The organism is Ruegeria sp. CF1 (assembly GCF_056537445.1).
Genome location: NZ_JBQFRN010000008.1, coordinates 33,243 through 51,711, shown reverse-complemented (window position 1 = coordinate 51,711; position 18,469 = coordinate 33,243). Strand labels below are relative to the sequence as shown.

The following is an 18,469-nucleotide window of genomic DNA, read 5'->3' as shown; positions in this document are numbered from 1 at the left end:
ATGCTATGCCCGTTTTTCCAGCTTTGCCTGCGATCGCAAAACAAACCCGTTGCGCTGACCCGAGGCGTCATACGTGCTGAACTCCTGCTGAACCCGGTTCAGTTCCGACATTCGGTCCGCTACGGCCCGAATACCCTCGGCCGCGCTGTTCAAAAGGGCTTGGTTGCGCACGACCTTCTTCTGAACCCGGATCAGATCATCGCTGTCCAACACCTGCAGATCATTTATTGCACCGATCAGGTTCTCTTTTTCAGGCACCAATCGATCCAGATCGGTCAAATCGCCCTGAATCAGGGCCGTGCGCTCAAGATCCAAAAGGTCTTCCAGTGCGTGAACCGGGTCTTTATCCATCCGACTTCTCCATCATTGCATTGAACAAAACTTCAGAAAGGCCGATTCCTCCCGCCTTGGCCATTTGCTGCGCCTGCTGTTGCACCAGAAATGAGGAAAACTGATCTTCACCCGCGCCACCGCCAAAGGAACTTCGCGCTTGGCCGAGGCCTGCAGACTTGAGCATTTCAGCCAGAAATGCGGCCTCCAGCTCAACCGAGGCGGCTTTCAGCTTCTGTGGAATCTGGGCGGAATACGCCGTCGTACCGGTCGCTGTAATCGTCATCGGATTCTCCAAAAATTGCTTCGAACTTTCTCGATCAAAGAGGAAAGCGGTTAAAATAAACGTAACTTCCTTTGGGCACAGTGCGGGCCAGACCAACGAAAGCCCGGAGCAAAAAATGCCCAACCCGCTGACGATCATGACGGCTGCACCTGCCACGGGCGACAAACCCGGGGCATCTCAGGGTAAGGAGCGGGATGTCAATGGCGGGTTTGCCTTTGAGGATGTGCTGAATGAGGATGCCGATCAGATCGAGTTGAAGGATGTTGATCTGGTGACGGCTGAATCCAGCCTGCCAGCTGAGCAATCAGATATCGCATCTGTTGCCGTGTCTGAATCAGCTGAGGCGATCAAAGCCAAGGAATCAGAGCCCGCCGAGCCACAGATGGTAGCGCAGGAGGTTGCCATTGCGCCCAACCGCCAAGCGGATTTCACGGTCGGTGATACAGACTTTGTCACTCCGCCCAGCCCGATACAGCAAATTTCGCAGTTGGTCGCTGGCAATTCGGCCCTGAGACAAAAGGCAGGCTCGACCGAAGCGGCTGCCCCAAGGCCTGACGCAAACGTGCTTCGAGCGCCAACCCAAGTTCCGATCCCTGATGTTAGCGGAAATGGATATCTATACCAAATGCCGGCCCCACGCGCGCTAGATGCATCCCTTGTGGGGGATACGGTTTCGAAACTTGAACAGCCAAGCTCCGAACCAGAGACGCGTCTCGTTGCCCGAGCAGTCGAGCCTGCAGCCGAGCAAATGGCGCGGCAAACGGTTATGTCCGCCGCCTTGAAACCGCAGATAGCGGCCCAGGGCCTCGGGTGGGCACCGGGCGATGCTATCGCTGATACCGCGATCAGCGCGGAATTTGATGACCCGTCCGTGGTCAAAGATATAGCGGCAAGCCACACGATGCGCGACACGACGCAAACGATGCCCGTCGCCATGGCCCGCGCGGAAACCGCGCGCGCGATTGCGGGGCAACTGGCCGCTTCGATTTCGGCCCGCCCAAGCACCGGCGGCGTTGAAATTGCCCTGAACCCCGAAGAGCTTGGCCGCGTCTCAATCACGCTCAACGGTCGAGAGGACGGGTTTCATCTTACGATCGCGGCTGAACGGCCCGAAACACTGGACCTGATGCGCCGCCACATTGCGATCCTGACTGCCGAGTTCGAAAAGCTGGGATATGGGGATCTGTCGCTTGATCTGAACATGTCCGGGGACACGTCCCAGCATAGTGACCCGTCAGAGTCTGATCCCTCCTCAGAAACCGGCGAAATGACTCGCGACTCTGACCATGAGGCACCTACTCTCCCGACCGGCCCTGACAGGGGCCTTGATATGAGGCTTTAACCGATGATTTCAGCGACCAATTCAGTGACCAATTCAGTGACCGTAACGGGTGCAAATCCCGGCGCAAACAACAATTCGGAACGTTCGGCACTGACTTCGGATTTCGAGACCTTTCTGCTCATGCTGACCGTGCAGGCGCGCAATCAGGATCCGCTTGAGCCACTGGATTCCTCCGAATATGCCTCTCAGCTGGCGCAGTTTTCGATGGTTGAACAACAGGTCAAAGCCAATGAGCTTCTGTCTGATCTGGCGCTGACACTAGGTGCTGTCAATCTGAACCAGCTTACCGGCTGGGTTGGGATGAATGTCAAAACCGACGCACCGTTTCGCTTTGAAGATCAGCCTGTTCCGATCTTTGCGCAGGCCGAAGCAACCGCAGATCGGGCCGAATTGGTCATTCGCAACGACCAAGGCACCGTTGTCGACCGCGTCCCTGTGCCTCTCGATAAGGCCGAATTCGAGTGGGCCGGGGTCAGCAGTGCCGGTGATCCCTTTCCCGCTGGCAGTTACTCAGCCACATTGGAGAGCTTCAAACGAGGTGAGTTACTAACCAGCACGCCCGCATCTGCCTTCGGTCGGGTGGTAGAGGCACAGGTCAGCGAAGGTGGCATCATCCTGAAACTGGAGAGCGGTGCAGAGGTGTCCGCCGAAATGGTCACGCAAATCCGCACGGGCGCTTGATCTGGAAGGCAAGGCGGGCCAAAGCTTGGCGCATCGCGACTCGCCCCCTAACCCGGTATCTGTCCTGTCTGATCATCACCAACCTCCCCCGGGTCTCGTTGCCCAGCTCAGCACCCAAGGTTTGATCCGCCACGACGTGACCTTCGAGGTGTTGTACGGTGGGCGGACCAATCATGTCTGGAAGGTTTTGTCCGGCAATAGTGATGCCGTGCTTAAGCTATACAGTGCGCGGTTTCAGAACCCCTTGTTTCGCAACGATGCCCGGCTTGAGTCAGAATGTCTGCGCACGCTCAACAGCTTTGGCTTCGTGCCCAATTTACGTGCCACGGGTTCCTTTGGAGACGACAGCTGGGTCTACTATGACCACGCACCGGGCGTCCCTTGGCAGGACGATGTTTCGGGCGTGGCCCATCTGCTTGGAAGGTTGCACCAAATTCCGGTCAATCTGGACCTCCCTAACGGTTGCAATGGCAGCGAAGATCTGGAACAGCACGCGTGTCAAATTCTGGCTGATTGCCACGCGGAAGAGCGGCGATCGTTGCTTGCAAAAAAACCTCGGGCCCAAGTACCGCCATTATCCGCGCGGTGCTTGATCCATGGCGATCCGGTCGCGGGAAACATCTTGCAATCGAAAAATGGGCTGACGCTGATCGATTGGCAATGCCCGGCCTTCGGTGACCCATGTGAAGACTTGGCGATATTCCTTTCACCTGCGATGCAGCAACTCTATCGTGGCGCACCCTTATCCGAGGCCGAAGAGACGCTGTTTCTTAAGGCCTACGACCAACCCGATATCACCGAACGCTATCTGTCATTGAGGCCTTGGTTTGCCTGGCGCATGGCCGCTTATTGTCTTTGGCGGGCCGAAAACGGTGCGGCTGATTATGCCATTGGGTATGAGTTGGAAGTTGAGGCCTTATAGGTCCGCCAGACCCAGATACGCATAGGCTGGCGGCATGACAGCGCGACGCCAACGGCCAAAGGGAAACCGCCCCGGCGCACCCGCAATAGGGGACGGAATGTCTGCGGATTGCCCCAGCACCAGTCGCGCCAAAGCACGACCGCTATATGTTCCCATCGCCACGCCATTGCCGTGGTAAGCAAACCCTGCATACATCCCCGGATGCTCAGGAACCGGGCCCACAAAGGGCACAAGGTTCCGGGCAAGGCAAACCATGCCGGACCACTTATGTGTGACATCGACCGTGTCCCAGGCGGGGAACATCCGCCTGAAATCCCCGAAGGCCTTTTGCCGAATGCGCGCCTCAGCCCCAGGGGATGAAAGCAGCCCCCCTCGTGTCCCAAACAGAAATCGTCGATTGGGCATCAATCGGAAATAGTGCAGCAAATTACGCGTGTCATAGGCCATCTGATCCGACGTCCAGCCTTGCGCCTGCAGCTCGACATCAGTCAGAGGCCGCGTCACAAGAACCGTTGACTGTGCAGGCATATAACGCGCGGCCAACCAGGGCGGCAGATCCTCGCTTGAGTAGCCATTTGTGCACACCAGAACGTTCGAAGCACGAACGTGACCCGCAGGCGAGGTCAGCACGAATCCCGAGGCGGCCTGTTTGATCTGCGTGATCGGGCTGTTCTGGAACAGAGTTGCGCCCTTTGCCTGGGCGGCGCCAGCCAAACCGAACAGATACTTTCGGGGGTTCAGGGCAAAGCCAATTGGCGTTGTATAGCCGCCGAAAAACGCCCCACCCAGCCCGAGGCCCTGCAGATCGTCAATCTCATGTAATTGTCCGGCCGGATCGGCCGACCGGCTCAATCGTTCCATCGCGCGCCGTGAATGGGCCAGTTGAGTTTCACCCTTGGAATGCGTTTCGGCGTCGATTTGGTTATCACGCAGAAGGTCAGCAACCAGTGAAACGGCGTCTTCTTCCGCTTGGTAATAGGTCTGCGTTGCCACCTGACCATAGCGACGGGTCAGGCCAGCCTTGCTGAGCTTTGACCCGCCTAGACAACAAAAGCCCCCGTTTCGACCGGACGCCCCCCAGCCCGGTGTTTCCGCCTCGAACACAGCGACCGAAACCCCTGCCTCGGACAGATGCAATGCGGCGGACAAGCCGGTAAACCCGCCCCCGATGACGGCGACATCAACGCTGATATCGTCTTTGAGCTTTGGCCAAGCAGGGGTCGCGATCGTCTCATCCCACCAACACCCCGCGCGTGGCGCGGGGCCGTAGGCATAATCAGGAAATATACGCCTCATTCAGCGCTTGCCGCGGCCAACTCATCCTGTTTCTGCCTAACCATCGCCCGCTTGGTCACCAGGGACGCGGTAATAACGCCCACCGTGACAACCGCGATCATTAATGTTGACAGCGCATTGATCTCGGGACTGACGCCCAAACGCACAGCCGAGAAAATCTTGATCGGCAAGGTGGTGGCAGAAGGCCCAGATGTAAACGAAGCAATCACTAGGTCATCCAGCGACAGGGTGAAAGCCAGCAGCCATCCCGAAATCACTGCCGGTGCAATGATTGGCAAGGTCACCAAGCGAAACGCCTGCGCAGGAGAACAGCCCAGATCCAGTGCGGCCTCTTCCAGCGATCGATCAAAGGTCACAAGGCGCGAGGACACGACGACCGAGACAAAACACATCGAAAACGTCGTGTGCGCCAGAACGATGGTCAAGATCCCCCGGTCCAATCCGATGCCAATGAACAATAACAGCAGCGACAGACCCGTGATCACTTCGGGCATCACGAGCGGGGCATAGATCATCCCGGAAAACAGTGTTCGCCCAAAGAACCGCCCACCGCGTACCAGAACATAGGCCGCTGCGGTGCCCAGAATCGTGGCCAGCGTTGATGAGAATACGGCAACGCGCAGCGTGACCCAGGCTGCATCAAGAAAGGCTTCGTTCTGCATCAACTCGCCGTACCATTTGGTCGAGAACCCGGCCCAAACGGTGACAAGCTTGCTTTCGTTGAAGCTGAAGATGATCAGGATGATCATCGGGATATACAGAAAGGCAAATCCCAGCGTCAGTGAGACAGTGTTGAACCAGCTCAGCCTGTTCATTGTTCTGCCTCCGTCTGCTTTTGCTGGTTGCGCTGGAACAGCACAATCGGGATCACGAGGATGAGCAACAGAACCACGGCCACCGCGCTGGCGACGGGCCAATCGCGGTTCGAGAAGAACTCTTCCCACAGCACCTTACCGATCATCAAGGTCCCCGATCCGCCCAGTAGCGAGGGGATTACGAATTCCCCAATCACCGGAATCATCACGAGGAAGCAGCCCGCGATAATACCGGGGCGCGACAAGGGGATTGTGATCAACCAGAATGCCTGCAGACGCGAACACCCAAGGTCTTCAGCGGCTTCGATCAGCGACCCGTCCATCCGTTCAAGCGACGAATAAATCGGCAGGATCATAAAAGGTAGGTAGGTATAAACGATACCGATATAAACTGCGGTATTCGTGTTCAGAATGGTCAGCGGGGTCGAGATGATGCCCGTCCACAGCAACAATTGGTTCAGATAGCCTTCGTTGCTGAGGATACCCATCCATGCGTAGACCCGGATCAGGAACGAAGTCCAGAACGGCAGGATGACCAGCATCATGAATGTAGGTCGCCACTCTTCAGGTGCGCGCGCCATCGCATATGCGATCGGATACCCGACAATCAGCGTCAACACCGTTGAGATCAGCGCGATCTTTACGCTGGACAGATAGGCCTTCCAATAAAGATCATCTTCAGTCAGCCAGACAAAGTTTTCCAGATCAAGCTGGCTGAAGAAATCCCTGATACCCGCCCAACCTGCGGACAGGTCCAGCGTCGGAGTGTAGGGCGGAATGGCAAGTGCGGTGTCTGAAAGCGATATCTTTAGGACGATAAAGAACGGCACCAAGAACAGTGCCAGCAACCAGACATACGGGACAGCGATAAGAACAGCGCGGCGCATCAGTTTTCCAGCAGAACTGCGGCAGTCGCTGTCCAGGACAGCCAAACCGGGTCTTCCCAGGTGAACGAGCGGCGCGAGATGCGGCGGGTATTCGCTGTTTGCGCCTTGATGATCGTGCCGTTTGGCAGTTCGACATGATAGGTCGACAAGTTGCCCAGATAGGCGATGTCATGCACCTTGCCTTGAATGGCGTTGATTGCATCGACCGGGCGCTCGGCAGAGATCGCGACCTTTTCAGGCCGGATCGCCAGATGACAGCTCTGACCATTGGACAGTTGGGTCGCAGAAGACGCCGCTAACGGGGGCTGCCCTTCTGCCCACTCGATCTGATAGCTTTCGTCGCCTGCTGCAGTAGCTCGTCCCTCAATGATATTCACATCCCCAATGAAATCAGCAACATAAACCGAGTTTGGCGTCTCATAGATTCGATCTGGGGTTGCCACTTGCATCAGTTTGCCCTGATCCATCACGGCCACTCGGCTGGCAACGGTCATCGCCTCTTCCTGATCGTGCGTCACGATGACAAAGGTCGTGCCGGTTTTTTCCTGAATGTCCATCAACTCGAACTGAGTATCCTGACGGAGTTTCTTATCCAAAGCGCCCAAAGGTTCGTCGAGCAATAGCAGTTTTGGTGCTTTGGCCAATGACCGGGCCAGCGCAACGCGTTGGCGTTGACCACCCGAGATCTGGTGCGGCTTGCGGCGTGCGAACTGTTCCAGCCGAGTTAGGCGCAGCATCTCATCGACCCGCTCTTCCAGATCGCGTTTGGGCATGTTGTCCCGGCGCAGGCCAAAGGCGATGTTGTCCCAGATGCTGAGATGAGGAAACAGCGCATACGACTGAAACATCATGTTTACCGCCCGTTTGTTGGGCGGGATCGGGTCGATATCCTGTCCACCCAGAAGGATGTGACCATCGGTAGGGGTTTCGAATCCGGCCAGCATCCGCATCATCGTGGTCTTGCCGCAGCCCGACGGGCCGAGCAGCGCAAAGAACTCACGCTCGTAGATATCCAGTGAAAGATTGTCGATTGCGGTGAATGCGCCAAAACGCTTGGTGACGTTCTGGAACTGAATCAAGGGTTTCGCCTGCGGGTCATCCCACGGCGCAAAGACTTCAGAATTCAAGGCGGCCCCCGTTTATCGGTCAGGATAAAAATGGCGCAAGGCAGTGGGCCCGCCTTGCGCTATGATCAGATCAGGTGCCTGATTTCACTTTGGTCCAGAGACGTGTCACCACCCGCTGGGTCTTTGCCGGATAAGGTGTGGTGATGTAGAGGTTCTGCATGGTCGCATCATCCGGATAGATCGCCGGATCACCGATCACGTCCTCTTCAAGAAACTCCTGCGAGGCCTTGTTGCCGTTGGCGTAGTACACATAGTTCGACGCCGCAGCCATGTTGTTGGCATCCAGGATAAAGTTCAGGAACTGGTGCGCGCCTTCGGGGTTTGGTGCGTCGACCGGAATAGCCATCTGGTCAAACCACATCAGCGAGCCTTCCGCAAAGGGATGGTATTCAATTTCCACGCCGTTATCCGCTTCCGCCGCACGGTCGCGTGCCTGCAAGATGTCGCCCGACCAGCCGACAGCAACGCAGATATCACCATTGGCGAGCGCATTGATGTATTCCGAACTATGGAATTTCTGAACATACGGGCGCACACTGGTCAGAATCTCTTCGGTTTTCCCAATTACGTCTGTGTCGTGGCTGTCAGGGTCTTCGCCGATATACTGCAGCACCATCGGAATGATCTCAGACGGTGCGTCGAGGAAATGCACCCCACACGAGGCCAGCTTTTCCATGTTCTCGGGCTTGAGCACCAGATCCATGCTGTTAAGTGCAACATCGTCGCCCAGCACTTCTTTGACCTTGCCGACATTCAACCCGATACCTGTCGTGCCCCACATGTAGTTGATTGAGTAGGCGTTGTTGGGGTCATACCCTGCGGTTCGTTCCTGGATCACATCCCATAGGTTGCCTGCATTCGACAGCTTGGCGGCATCCAGTTCCTGGAACGCGCCGGCCTGGATCTGGCGTTGTAGGAACGTGCCTGAAGGCACAACCACATCATAGCCTGACCCACCGGCCAGCATTTTTGTTTCCAGAACCTCGTTGCTGTCGAACACATCGTAGATCAGGGTTAGCCCTGTTTCTTCTTCGAATTTGCTCAGCAGATCTTCGTCGATGTAGTCGGACCAGTTATAGACGCGCACTTCTTCAGCAAACGCGGCCGAAGTCCCCAATGCGACGATCGCTGTCATCCCCAGCGTTTTCAGTTTCATATTTTTCTCCCTGCAACTGTGCGGCCATTTTGACCTTTTTTTGGATTTGATCAAGTTTTGCGTTTCACGACGGTTTCACCTATGGTCGGAATAGGTGAAGATTCTGGCAAGACAGAAACACTTGGATTGGGGCAAACCTTTTGGATTTGATCAAAAATAAAGCAGATACACCTCCGGTAGATGAAGAAAAACGCCCAGCGCACGAACAGGTCTATCGAACACTGAAATCCCAGATTCTGTTTGGCGATCTCGTGCCCGGGCAGCCCGTCACGATCCAGGGCCTGACTGATTCGCTTGGTGTCGGCATGACTCCGGTGCGCGAGGCAATACGCCGTCTGATTTCCGACGGCGCGCTCATTTTTCAGGGCAATCGTCGCGTGAGCGTCCCGCTGCTTTCAGCCAACGACATCGAGCAGATGATTTTTGCAAGAATTTCAATAGAAACAGAGCTTTCCAGGCGATCCACAAAGAACATATCTATAACCGAGATCGACTATCTTGAGCAGCTGGATCAACGATTGGACAATATGATCGCGGATGGGGACGTAGGGGGTTACCTGCGTTTGAACCACGCCTTTCACCAATCTTTGTATTCCCATGCGGACGCTCCGATACTTGTTGATCTAGCCGAACGGCTATGGCTGCGATTCGGCCCTTCGTTGCGCATCGTTTGCGGTCGCTTCGGCACTCAAAGCCTGCCCGACAGACACAAAGACATTATTGCCGCGCTACGTGAGCGAGATGCAGAAAAGGCCGCGTTAGCAACAGCGCAGGACATTGAGCAGGGTATGGGAATGATGGGCGATGCTTTGCCAAGCACCTAGAAACCAGCGATTCGATTGACAGCATAAAATTTGATCATATTCTATCTGGCAACGACGCTTGCTGGAGAATCCGAGATGTCCACCATCACCAATCACATGCCCACTGCCGAATTGCAGGCGCTGGACGCAGCACACCATTTGCATCCTTTTTCGACCAATGAGGCGCTGGCAGACGAAGGTGTCAGGGTCATCACCCGTGCCAAGGGCGTTTATCTGACCGATAGCGAAGGTCATGAAATTCTGGATGGTATGGCCGGATTGTGGTGCGTAAATATCGGATATGGCCGCAACGAACTGGCCGATGCAGCCGCACGTCAAATGCGCGAGCTGCCGTATTATAATACTTTCTTCAAGACGACCCATACGCCCGCCATTGCGCTGGCTGCAAAGCTGGCTGAGCTTGCGCCAGGTGATCTGAACCATGTCTTCTTTGCCGGAAGCGGGTCCGAGGCCAACGACACCAACATCCGTCTTGTGCGCACCTATTGGGCCGAAAAAGGTCAGCCCGACAAGAACATCATCATCAGTCGCAAGAATGCCTATCACGGTTCCTCTGTTGGATCGGCGTCGTTGGGTGGCATGGCAGGAATGCATGCGCAGGGCGGCATTCCAATCCCGAATGTCCACCATATCAACCAGCCAAATTGGTGGGCGGAAGGCGGCGATATGAGCCCGGAGGAATTCGGCCTTGCCCGCGCGCGCGAGCTGGAAGAAGCCATTCAGGAACTGGGCGAAGATCGCGTCGCTGCCTTTATCGCCGAACCTGTGCAGGGCGCAGGCGGCGTGATAATCGCACCCGACACATATTGGCCTGAAATTCAGCGCATCTGCGACAAGTACGATATACTGCTGATCGCGGATGAGGTGATCTGCGGGTTTGGCCGAACCGGCAACTGGTTTGGCTCGCAAACCGTCGGGATCAAACCGCATATCATGACAATCGCCAAGGGCCTTAGCTCAGGCTATGCACCTATTGGCGGATCGATCGTCTGCGACGAAGTCGCCCGTGTCATCAGCGCCACCGAGTTCAACCATGGCTACACCTATTCCGGCCACCCTGTTGCCGCATCAGTTGCGCTCGAAAATCTGCGCATCCTCGAAGAAGAAAACGTCGTCGATCATGTGCGCAACGTGGCCGCGCCCTATATGAAAAAGAAATGGGACGCATTGGTCGAGCATCCGCTGGTCGGAGAGGCAAAGATCGCAGGCTTGATGGGGTCCATCGCATTGACGCCTGAAAAGGCAAGCCGAGCCAAGTTCGCATCAGATCCCGGCACGATCGGATATATCTGCCGCGAACATTGCTTCAAAAACAATCTGATCATGCGTCATGTGGACGACCGCTTGGTCATCTCTCCGCCGCTGGTCATTACCCCGGCCGAAATCGACGAGATGTTCGTGCGCATTCAAAAATCGTTGGATGATGCGTTGGTTGAAATCAACGAAAAAGGTCTGATGAAGCCTGCGTCCTGATTACTAGATCATGGGCGACCCAATTGGGTCGCCCATGATTATCAGCGCATCCTTTCCAGCAGGCCGAGCGACGGGTATCCATCCGGGATCAACCCCTGAGCAACCTGAAACGCGCGCACCGCGTTAATCGTATTTGGCCCGGTGCGCCCATCGATCCCTTGTGTATCGAAGCCCGCCTGAGTCAGCCGACGCTGTAGTTCTTTCTTTTCAGTAAAGCTCAATACGCGATCGCCACGCGGCCAATCGGCCTCAAACGGAGAGCCTCCTGCAAGCCGGTCGGACAGATGCCCGATGCCGATCACATAGGCATCGGCGCCGTTGTAGGCCTCGATCACTTTGAAATTATTGAAGATCATCAGGGCGACACCCCGACCACCCGCCGGTAACAAGATTGCTGCTTGCCCGTGATCGGGCACTGCCTTGCCCGAGTAAGCAAGAACCCCACGGGCCGCCCATTCCGACGGCATCAGAGTGAAATCTCGCCGCGCGTTGGCGTAGTCAAAGTCGGATGGTAGTTGCACTTCGACCCCCCAAGGTTGGCCTTTGGTCCATCCATGTTTTGCCAAATAAGAAGCGGCTGATGCTAAGGCATCAGTTGGATTATCCGACCAGATCTCGCGACGCCCATCTCCATCGAAATCAACCGCGTAATCAAGAAACGAGGTCGGCATGAACTGTGTATGCCCCATCGCCCCAGCCCAACTGCCAACCATATTCTCAGGGTCGACATCCCCTGCCTGCAGTATCTGCAACGCGGCGATCAGCTGTTCCTCAAAAAAGCTTGCTCGTCGAGCATCAAAGGCCAAAGTCGCCAGTGACCGAATGGTTTGCTTGCTTCCTCGGTAGGTGCCGAACGAAGTCTCAAGACCCCAGATCGCGGTCACGACCTCTTTTTCGACGCCGTACCGGGCTTCGATCCGGGTCAAAGTCTCTCGGTGCTTGTCTAGTCCAACGCGACCGTTGGAAATCCGCGTTTTTGAAACCGCTCCGTCCAGATATTCCCAGATCGGTTTGGAAAACTCCGCCTGATTGCGATCGCGTTTGATGATGTCACTGTCATAGGTCACCCCAGCCAACGCCCGATCCAGCGTATTGACCGAGATGCCCTGCTCTTGCGCCCGCTTGCGAAATGCCCCCAGCCAAGCCTGAAATCGGGCATTCCCGTCTGCCGATACACGTTGCACCTCGACCTTAGGCCGCAGCACGGGCCGTACCGAGACCGTCACATCCGCCGAGGCCAGTTGCACATTGTCGACCATAGGTCGGGCCAGAGGCCGTATCGAATTGTCTGTTGTATCCGCCTGCACGATGGATGCCCATAATGCGGCGGTCATAACGCCACCTACACACTTACGCATTCCGTTTTATCCTGATTACTGCTCAGAGCCGATGATAGCGCACAATCGGGATTTCTCAAAACGCAGAACGTCAGGTTTCCTGATCCTGTTCCTCACGTTCCGCGCGAATACGCGCAATGGCATCACGCAACAGCGATACGCGATTGGGTCGGAAGCTATCCTCGGTCACATCCATGCCCTGCATACGATCCAGCCGAAACACTCGGAAATCCTGTCGCAGGTGGCACCAACTCAGCAATACGCTGGCACGGTCCATATAGACGATGCTCAGCGGATTGACCCGACGACGGGTGTCTGCGCCTTTGGCATCGGTATAGGCGAACTCGATCACGCGTTCGTCCCACGCGGCTTGGCGCAGTTCGGCGACATCGATGGTTGGCACGGCCGGCCTGTCAAATCGCGTGGCGGTCAAAACGGCGTGGCTCAATCGGTGCGACTGGCGCTGCGGCAACCGGCCCTGCAGCTTGCGTAGGGCCGCGCTTGCGGCATCCGACAGCGCCGGGTCACCAATCAGCTGCACCTCGCGCAAACCCAGAACCAACGCTTCAAGCTCATCATTGGTAAAACCCAGCGGCGGTAGGGTCGCATCCTGGATTAGGGTGAACCCGAACCCGGCCTCTCCGTCGATTATCGCCCCGAGGCCACGCAATGCATCGATATCCCGGTGCACTGTGCGCGGCGAAACGCCTAAATCCTGCGCCAATTGAACCGACGTCCTGGGCGAGGGGCCAGATCGTAGGGCCTGCATCAACTGAAAAAGACGAGCGGTGCGGGACATAGTATATTCTACTCTAAGCCTAATGTCAGAATATGTCATCAGTCCGGCGTATCCATCAGGCGTCCCAACTATGGAGCTGATGATGCTGACCCTTCTCACCTTCCCCTCTGCCTTTGGCCTGTTCAGCGCCAGCCCATTCTGTGTGAAAACGGCCCTGATGCTTCAAAACGCGGGCCTGCGCTGGCAACGGTCCGATCTGCTGGATCCACGCAAGATGCCACACCAGAAGCTGCCGGTTCTGCGCACGCCTGAACGTCTGATTCCGGACAGCGACCTGATCCGCGACTGGCTTGAGGCTCAGGGGGCCGATTTCGATGCTGGCCTGACTGACCTGCAAAAGGCCCAGTCCCGCGCACTGGTCCGCATGGCCGAGGAACATCTGTACTTCCATGTAGTCCAGGACCGTTGGGCCAATGATGAGGTTTGGCCAATTCTGCGCGATACTTTCTTTACCGTCATTCCCGCACTGATCCGCAAGCCGGTTTCGAATTCGATCCGGAAATCCGTTCTCAAGGGGCTCGCGTTTCAAGGTGTATCCCGCTTTTCGCCCGTCGAACGACAAGACCGGCTGGAGCGCGACTTTGAGGCGATCTCGGCCTATCTTTGGCAATCGCCTTATCTGATGGGAGAGAAACCAACCTCGGCGGACATGAGCGTCGGTCCAATGCTGGCGGCGATGCGCGCGACACCATCAGACACCCCCCTGACCCGTCGGATTAAACAAGATAAGCTGCTCAACAGCTATATCGACCGAATGGAGCAGGCGATCCCGCTATCATGACAGCCTTTGAGAACAAAAAAGTCGCTGCAGCCTATGAGGCGCTACCGGAAGAGACGCGCAATGGGGCATTAGCGCTGCGCGAGTTGATCTTCGAAACTGCGGCCTCGCTGCCACGCGCTCAGCCTCTGGAAGAAGCGTTGCGGTGGGGCCAGCCCGCCTATCTGGCGCCCAAAGGCTCGACGATTCGTTTGGGCGGACACAAGGCGGCTTGCTTTGCGTTGTTCGTACACTGCCAAAGCCGACTGATGGGGGATTTTACCTCCGCCTTTCCTGGAGAGGATCGGATCGACGGCAATCGCGCGATTCTGTTCGACCGGCCCGATCAGATTGATCCTACGCGCCATGGCTGGCTGATTGCGCGCGCGCTTACTTATCACCTCTGACGGCGTTTGCGTTCGACCTTGCGCTTGATCTTGTCCTTCTTGCGCTTGGTGCTGGCGGCCTTGCGCCGCGTTCCGCGCTTGGCGGGGCCACGGTCGCGCGGCAGCGCCTGATCATCGATGGACAACAACTCCAATTCCAATCCGCCCGTCACCGGCGTCGCCTCGGTCAACCGCACCGTGACACGCTGGCCAATGGCGATGATCAGCCCGGTGTCCGAGCCCATCAGCGTCCCGGCCTCTCGGTCGAAATGGAAAAACTCTCGCCCCAGCGAACGCACTGGAACCAGACCGTCCGCTCCGGTCTCGTCCATCTTCACGAAGGCACCGAACCGGGCAATACCGCTGATCCGGCCAGAAAACTCATTGCCGACCCGCTCGCTGAGATAGGCCGCCAGATAGCGATCAGTCGTATCGCGCTCGGCCATCATCGAGCGGCGCTCGGTATCCGAGATATGGGTTGCCGTTTCTTCCAACCGTGCAATCTCATCCTCGGTCAAACCGTCCTTGCCCCAGCCATGGGCTGAGATCAGCGCGCGATGCACGATCAGATCAGCATAGCGCCGGATGGGAGAAGTGAAATGCGCATAGTTCCGCAGAGCCAGCCCAAAATGGCCGAAATTTTCGGGGTTGTAATAGGCCTGCGCCATCGACCGCAGGGTCGTCAGGTTGATCAGCTCCGCATCCTCGGTACCAGCGGCGGCGTTTAGCAGCGCGTTCAGATGTCGGGTCTGCAATACCTGCCCTTTGGCGAGGTTTAATCCCGCCGCCTGCGCCGTCTCTCTCAGGCTTTCCAGCTTTTCGGGCGCGGGCTCTTCGTGGACGCGGAACAGCAGCGGGCGGCGTTTGGTGATCAGGGTCTCGGCAGCGGCGACATTGGCGAGGATCATGAATTCCTCGATCAGCTTATGCGCATCCAGCCGGTCACGGAACGCGACGCTGGTCACCTCACCCGCATCGCTGAGTACGATTTTGCGTTCAGGTAGGTCCAGCTCCAGCGGCTGCCGCACGGAACGCGCCTTTTTCAGCGCAGCATAGGCGGCGTAAAGCGGATTCAGCACCGTATCCAACAGCGGCCCGGTGCGGTCGTTCGGGTTGCCGTCGATCGCCTCCTGCGCCTCGTTATAATTCAGCGAGGCGGCAGAGCGCATCAGAGCCCGTACAAAACGGTGGCCGATCTTGTTGCCTTCGGCATCAATCTGCATCCGAACCGCGATACAAGCGCGCGGCACGCCTTCGTGCAGGGAGCATAGATCGCCGGACAGGCGATCCGGCAGCATCGGCACTACGCGGTCCGGGAAGTAACTGGAGTTGCCCCGCTTGCGTGCCTCGCGATCTAGCGCCGTACCGGGTTTCACATAGGCGGCGACGTCAGCTATGGCGACCCAGATCACATGGCCACCCGGGTTCTTGGGATCGTCATCGGCATGGGCATAGCAGGCGTCGTCGTGGTCCCGTGCATCCGCAGGATCGATGGTCAGCAAGGGCATATCCCGCAGGTCTTCACGCCCTTTCAGTCCAACGGGTTTGGCCTTGTCGGCTTCTTCGATTACCTTGTCCGGGAAATCGTCGGGAATACCGTGTTGGTGAATGGCAATCAACGAGACAGCCTTGGGCGCGGTCGGATCGCCGAGCCGTTCAACAATACGCGCACGCGGCAGACCCATGCGGTTCTTGGGTCCGGCCTGTTCGGCCTCAACCAACTCACCATCCTTGGCCCCCAGAACGGCCCCGTCCGCGACCAGCCATTCTGTCTGACCAGCCTTGTCGATGGGCACGATCCGCCCGCCTTCGGCCCCTTTGCGGAAAATGCCGACGATCTTGCGCGGGTTGGTGCCGATGCGGCGGATCAAGCGGGCTTCGTAATTGTGATCTTCCTCATGCACCACGGTCAGGCGGGCCAGAATGCGGTCACCCTCACCCAGCGCCGGATCGCTGGCACGCGTTACGAGCAGAACGATGGGCTCGACCCCCTCTCCGTGCCATTCCAACGGGCGCGCAAACAGGTCGCCATCTACGTTCGGGGCCTTCACCTGCAACACGCTGACCGGCGGCAGACGATCCGGATCGCGATAGCTGCGGTTGCGTTTTTCCAGATGGCCGTCGGCCTCAAGTTCTTTCAGGATACGCTTCAGATCGATCCGATCCGCGCCTTTGATGCCAAAAGCCTTGGCGATATCACGTTTCGAGGTCAGGGTAGGGTTCGCCGAGATCCAGTCGAGGACCTCTTGCTTGGTCGGAATGCGTGTCATGAGTTTGGCCTAGCACGGGCATGCGACCGCGTCATGGTCAAAAAGCGGTGCCTCATGTCAGCCGTGCAGATCGGCCACGGTATCCACATCGCGCAGATTATCCAGCAACGCTACTCGGCACCCGCGAACCGAATTCAGTGTGTCTTCCAACGCGTGTTCCGTTGACCAGCGCACATCGCGGAATAACCCTGAGGGCAGCGCCCCATAGCGCTGCGCACCGACCAGCCAATAGCCGCCATCCGGGGCGGGCCCGAACACCATCTCAGCCCGGCCCAACGCGCGAAAGGCCCGCGCAATGTGACCCCGTGTGATGCCCGGAATATCCGCACCGATCAGGCACACCGGGCCATCGGGAGCACCGCGCAACATCCGCCCCATGCGGTCGCCCAGATCTCCGCGCCCCTGAGGCTTCCGGGGTAAATCAACAGGCCAGACCCGACTGTTCATTCCCTCCCTATCCGGAGAGACCGCCAGTACAATCTGCCAGCGCGGATCACGCAGACGCCGGATCAGAGATCGCGTTTGATGCCGAAACCACCAAGCAGCCCCAACCATGCCGATATCGCGCCCCAAACGGGTCTTGACCCGCCCTGGACGTGGCTCTTTCACCATGATGACCAGCGTTTTCTGCATGGATCAGGCGAAGTAATCCGTCAGAATACGGGTGTAGATCGCCTTGAGTTGATGAATTTGCGCCACTTCGACACATTCATCGACCTGATGCATGGTGTGCCCGACCAGACCAAACTCGACCACCGGGCAATGATCTTTGATGAAGCGGGCATCCGAGGTCCCGCCGGTGGTCGAAAGCTCGGGGCGAATATTTGTTTCTGCTTTGACAGCGCAAGCTACCAGATCAGACAATGCCCCCGGAGGGGTCAGAAAGCTTTCACCCGAAATCTTGATCCGGGTCTCGACATCGACGCCAAACGCCTCGGCAACGGTGTCTGCCTCGGATTGCAACCAATCGCTCAAACTGGCCCCGGAATGCAGGTCATTGAACCGGATGTTCACTGTCCCAGAACATTGCGCCGGGATCACATTTGTCGCCGGATTACCGGTGTCGATCGTGACAACCGCCAAGGTCGAGGCGTCAAAGTGGTCGGTCCCCTGATCCAGTTCTTGGCTGGCCAGCCGATCCATCAGCCGCGCCATCGCGGGCACCGGGTTCTTTGCCCGATGCGGATAGGCCGAATGCCCCTGCACTCCGGTCACAGTGAACCACGCAGTCATCGAACCGCGCCGGCCGATCTTCATCATTTCGCCCATCGTGTTCGGGCAAGTGGGTTCTCCCACCAGACAAACCGACATCCGCTCATCCGTTGCGGCCATGTGATCCAGTAAAGCAATAGTGCCATCCAGTGCGTCGCCTTCTTCATCACCTGTGATCGTCAGGATCACCGCCCCATCCGGGGGCGTGTCACGCACAAAATCGATAGCCGCCGCCGCAAAGGCCGCCACCCCAGATTTCATGTCCGTCGCGCCCCTGCCGTACATCACCCCGTCCCGGACCTCGGCGCCGAAAGGGGGCATGGTCCAGGCCGCCTCATCCCCTACCGGAACCACATCCGTATGCCCGTTAAAGCCAAAGCTGCATGCATGACCCTTCTGCCCCCATCGGGCGAAGAGGTTGCAGATTCCACCACGATCTACTCGAGTGCAATAAAATCCGGCCTCCTCCAGCACCTGCTGCAGCAAGACCAAAGCCCCGCCTTCATCGGGTGTGACCGATGGGCAACGGATCAGATTTGCTGTCAGCTCAACTGGATCGGTCATATTGG

Annotated in this window: 19 protein-coding genes; 7 read left to right on the top strand and 12 right to left on the bottom strand. The window is 57.4% G+C overall.

The annotated features are described in order from the left end of the window. Nucleotides 1–3: 3 nt before the first annotated feature. Together ACRZ96_RS14575 and ACRZ96_RS14570 are read right to left on the bottom strand one after the other, a co-directional pair. A complete protein-coding gene (locus ACRZ96_RS14575; RefSeq protein WP_480705886.1) occupies nucleotides 4–351 on the bottom strand; it encodes a flagellar biosynthesis protein FlgN in 348 nt (115 codons plus the stop codon). Further along, on the bottom strand, nucleotides 344–616 hold the full coding sequence (locus ACRZ96_RS14570) for a rod-binding protein (RefSeq protein ID WP_170732842.1): 273 nt from the start codon (nucleotides 614–616) through the stop codon (nucleotides 344–346). Before ACRZ96_RS14570 ends, ACRZ96_RS14575 begins: the two co-directional genes overlap by 8 nt. A 115-nt stretch (nucleotides 617–731) precedes the next feature. Here ACRZ96_RS14570 and ACRZ96_RS14565 point away from each other — a divergent pair, with 115 nt between their 5' ends. Genes ACRZ96_RS14565 through ACRZ96_RS14555 form a run of 3 tightly spaced genes read left to right on the top strand, consistent with a single transcriptional unit; the run spans nucleotide 732 to nucleotide 3,561 of the window. Further along, entirely contained in the window at nucleotides 732–1,958 is a 1,227-nt protein-coding gene (locus tag ACRZ96_RS14565; protein ID WP_480705888.1) for a flagellar hook-length control protein FliK, read from the top strand. A gap of 24 nt (nucleotides 1,959–1,982) precedes the next feature. Next, nucleotides 1,983–2,639 carry a flagellar hook capping FlgD N-terminal domain-containing protein gene (locus tag ACRZ96_RS14560; protein WP_480791466.1) on the top strand — a complete coding sequence of 219 codons (657 nt, stop codon included), beginning with the start codon at nucleotides 1,983–1,985 and terminating at the stop codon, nucleotides 2,637–2,639. Next, entirely contained in the window at nucleotides 2,590–3,561 is a 972-nt protein-coding gene (locus ACRZ96_RS14555) for a phosphotransferase family protein (protein WP_480814780.1), read from the top strand. Before ACRZ96_RS14560 ends, ACRZ96_RS14555 begins: the two co-directional genes overlap by 50 nt. Here ACRZ96_RS14555 and ACRZ96_RS14550 read toward each other — a convergent pair. The 5 genes from ACRZ96_RS14550 to ACRZ96_RS14530 form a co-directional block, all read right to left on the bottom strand. Continuing rightward, nucleotides 3,556–4,857, bottom strand: coding sequence for an NAD(P)/FAD-dependent oxidoreductase (locus ACRZ96_RS14550; protein ID WP_480705892.1), 1,302 nt, complete (start codon nucleotides 4,855–4,857; stop codon nucleotides 3,556–3,558). The genes ACRZ96_RS14555 and ACRZ96_RS14550 overlap by 6 nt on opposite strands. Further along, entirely contained in the window at nucleotides 4,854–5,672 is an 819-nt protein-coding gene (locus tag ACRZ96_RS14545; protein WP_170398984.1) for an ABC transporter permease, read from the bottom strand. The genes ACRZ96_RS14550 and ACRZ96_RS14545 overlap by 4 nt, the downstream gene beginning before the upstream one ends. After that, on the bottom strand, nucleotides 5,669–6,559 hold the full coding sequence (locus ACRZ96_RS14540; RefSeq protein WP_170508943.1) for an ABC transporter permease subunit: 891 nt from the start codon (nucleotides 6,557–6,559) through the stop codon (nucleotides 5,669–5,671). The genes ACRZ96_RS14545 and ACRZ96_RS14540 overlap by 4 nt, the downstream gene beginning before the upstream one ends. After that, nucleotides 6,559–7,686, bottom strand: coding sequence for an ABC transporter ATP-binding protein (locus ACRZ96_RS14535; RefSeq protein WP_170425908.1), 1,128 nt, complete (start codon nucleotides 7,684–7,686; stop codon nucleotides 6,559–6,561). Before ACRZ96_RS14535 ends, ACRZ96_RS14540 begins: the two co-directional genes overlap by 1 nt. Before the next feature lie 70 nt (nucleotides 7,687–7,756). Beyond that, nucleotides 7,757–8,842 carry a polyamine ABC transporter substrate-binding protein gene (locus ACRZ96_RS14530; protein WP_170398992.1) on the bottom strand — a complete coding sequence of 362 codons (1,086 nt, stop codon included), beginning with the start codon at nucleotides 8,840–8,842 and terminating at the stop codon, nucleotides 7,757–7,759. 140 nt (nucleotides 8,843–8,982) lie between these two features. Here ACRZ96_RS14530 and ACRZ96_RS14525 point away from each other — a divergent pair, with 140 nt between their 5' ends. Both ACRZ96_RS14525 and ACRZ96_RS14520 read left to right on the top strand, forming a co-directional pair. Further along, entirely contained in the window at nucleotides 8,983–9,666 is a 684-nt protein-coding gene (locus ACRZ96_RS14525; RefSeq protein ID WP_170406782.1) for a GntR family transcriptional regulator, read from the top strand. 75 nt (nucleotides 9,667–9,741) lie between these two features. Further along, entirely contained in the window at nucleotides 9,742–11,139 is a 1,398-nt protein-coding gene (locus ACRZ96_RS14520; protein WP_480705896.1) for an aspartate aminotransferase family protein, read from the top strand. 41 nt (nucleotides 11,140–11,180) lie between these two features. On the opposite strand, the gene ACRZ96_RS14515 is transcribed toward ACRZ96_RS14520, so the two are convergent. Together ACRZ96_RS14515 and ACRZ96_RS14510 are read right to left on the bottom strand one after the other, a co-directional pair. Beyond that, nucleotides 11,181–12,497 (bottom strand): lytic murein transglycosylase, encoded by a 1,317-nt coding sequence (locus ACRZ96_RS14515; protein ID WP_480771708.1) that lies wholly within the window; start codon nucleotides 12,495–12,497, stop codon nucleotides 11,181–11,183. A 70-nt stretch (nucleotides 12,498–12,567) separates the two neighbouring features. After that, entirely contained in the window at nucleotides 12,568–13,275 is a 708-nt protein-coding gene (locus ACRZ96_RS14510; RefSeq protein WP_480814779.1) for a helix-turn-helix transcriptional regulator, read from the bottom strand. 82 nt (nucleotides 13,276–13,357) lie between these two features. On the opposite strand from ACRZ96_RS14510, the gene ACRZ96_RS14505 reads away from it, so the two are divergent. Further along, nucleotides 13,358–14,056: a glutathione S-transferase family protein gene (locus tag ACRZ96_RS14505; protein ID WP_480562283.1), complete on the top strand. Its 699-nt coding sequence runs from the start codon at nucleotides 13,358–13,360 to the stop codon at nucleotides 14,054–14,056. Then, nucleotides 14,053–14,439, top strand: a complete 387-nt coding sequence (locus tag ACRZ96_RS14500) for a DUF1801 domain-containing protein (protein ID WP_170508952.1) — start codon at nucleotides 14,053–14,055, stop codon at nucleotides 14,437–14,439. The genes ACRZ96_RS14505 and ACRZ96_RS14500 overlap by 4 nt, the downstream gene beginning before the upstream one ends. On the opposite strand, the gene rnr is transcribed toward ACRZ96_RS14500, so the two are convergent. Genes rnr through dapE form a run of 3 tightly spaced genes read right to left on the bottom strand, consistent with a single transcriptional unit; the run spans nucleotide 14,430 to nucleotide 18,464 of the window. Continuing rightward, nucleotides 14,430–16,688, bottom strand: coding sequence for a ribonuclease R (rnr, locus tag ACRZ96_RS14495; protein WP_480814778.1), 2,259 nt, complete (start codon nucleotides 16,686–16,688; stop codon nucleotides 14,430–14,432). The two genes, ACRZ96_RS14500 and rnr, sit on opposite strands and share 10 nt — an antisense overlap. 57 nt (nucleotides 16,689–16,745) lie before the next feature. Further along, nucleotides 16,746–17,321 (bottom strand): TIGR04282 family arsenosugar biosynthesis glycosyltransferase, encoded by a 576-nt coding sequence (locus ACRZ96_RS14490; protein ID WP_170425918.1) that lies wholly within the window; start codon nucleotides 17,319–17,321, stop codon nucleotides 16,746–16,748. Nucleotides 17,322–17,324: 3 nt separating this feature from the next. Next, nucleotides 17,325–18,464, bottom strand: a complete 1,140-nt coding sequence (gene dapE / locus ACRZ96_RS14485; protein ID WP_480814777.1) for a succinyl-diaminopimelate desuccinylase — start codon at nucleotides 18,462–18,464, stop codon at nucleotides 17,325–17,327. Nucleotides 18,465–18,469 lie beyond the last annotated feature (5 nt).

Bases quoted from the DNA above. Each gene is read 5' to 3' on its own strand.
- rnr (WP_480814778.1), bottom strand. From the start codon at position 16,688: ATGACACGCATTCCGACCAAGCAAGAGGTCCTCGACTGGATCTCGGCG.
- ACRZ96_RS14570 (WP_170732842.1), bottom strand. From the start codon at position 616: ATGACGATTACAGCGACCGGTACGACGGCGTATTCCGCCCAGATTCCA.
- ACRZ96_RS14565 (WP_480705888.1), top strand. From the start codon at position 732: ATGCCCAACCCGCTGACGATCATGACGGCTGCACCTGCCACGGGCGAC.
- ACRZ96_RS14520 (WP_480705896.1), top strand. From the start codon at position 9,742: ATGTCCACCATCACCAATCACATGCCCACTGCCGAATTGCAGGCGCTG.
- ACRZ96_RS14515 (WP_480771708.1), bottom strand. From the start codon at position 12,497: ATGCGTAAGTGTGTAGGTGGCGTTATGACCGCCGCATTATGGGCATCC.
- ACRZ96_RS14540 (WP_170508943.1), bottom strand. From the start codon at position 6,559: ATGCGCCGCGCTGTTCTTATCGCTGTCCCGTATGTCTGGTTGCTGGCA.
- ACRZ96_RS14505 (WP_480562283.1), top strand. From the start codon at position 13,358: ATGCTGACCCTTCTCACCTTCCCCTCTGCCTTTGGCCTGTTCAGCGCC.
- ACRZ96_RS14575 (WP_480705886.1), bottom strand. From the start codon at position 351: ATGGATAAAGACCCGGTTCACGCACTGGAAGACCTTTTGGATCTTGAG.
- ACRZ96_RS14490 (WP_170425918.1), bottom strand. From the start codon at position 17,321: ATGCAGAAAACGCTGGTCATCATGGTGAAAGAGCCACGTCCAGGGCGG.
- ACRZ96_RS14545 (WP_170398984.1), bottom strand. From the start codon at position 5,672: ATGAACAGGCTGAGCTGGTTCAACACTGTCTCACTGACGCTGGGATTT.
- dapE (WP_480814777.1), bottom strand. From the start codon at position 18,464: ATGACCGATCCAGTTGAGCTGACAGCAAATCTGATCCGTTGCCCATCG.
- ACRZ96_RS14530 (WP_170398992.1), bottom strand. From the start codon at position 8,842: ATGAAACTGAAAACGCTGGGGATGACAGCGATCGTCGCATTGGGGACT.
- ACRZ96_RS14510 (WP_480814779.1), bottom strand. From the start codon at position 13,275: ATGTCCCGCACCGCTCGTCTTTTTCAGTTGATGCAGGCCCTACGATCT.
- ACRZ96_RS14550 (WP_480705892.1), bottom strand. From the start codon at position 4,857: ATGAGGCGTATATTTCCTGATTATGCCTACGGCCCCGCGCCACGCGCG.
- ACRZ96_RS14500 (WP_170508952.1), top strand. From the start codon at position 14,053: ATGACAGCCTTTGAGAACAAAAAAGTCGCTGCAGCCTATGAGGCGCTA.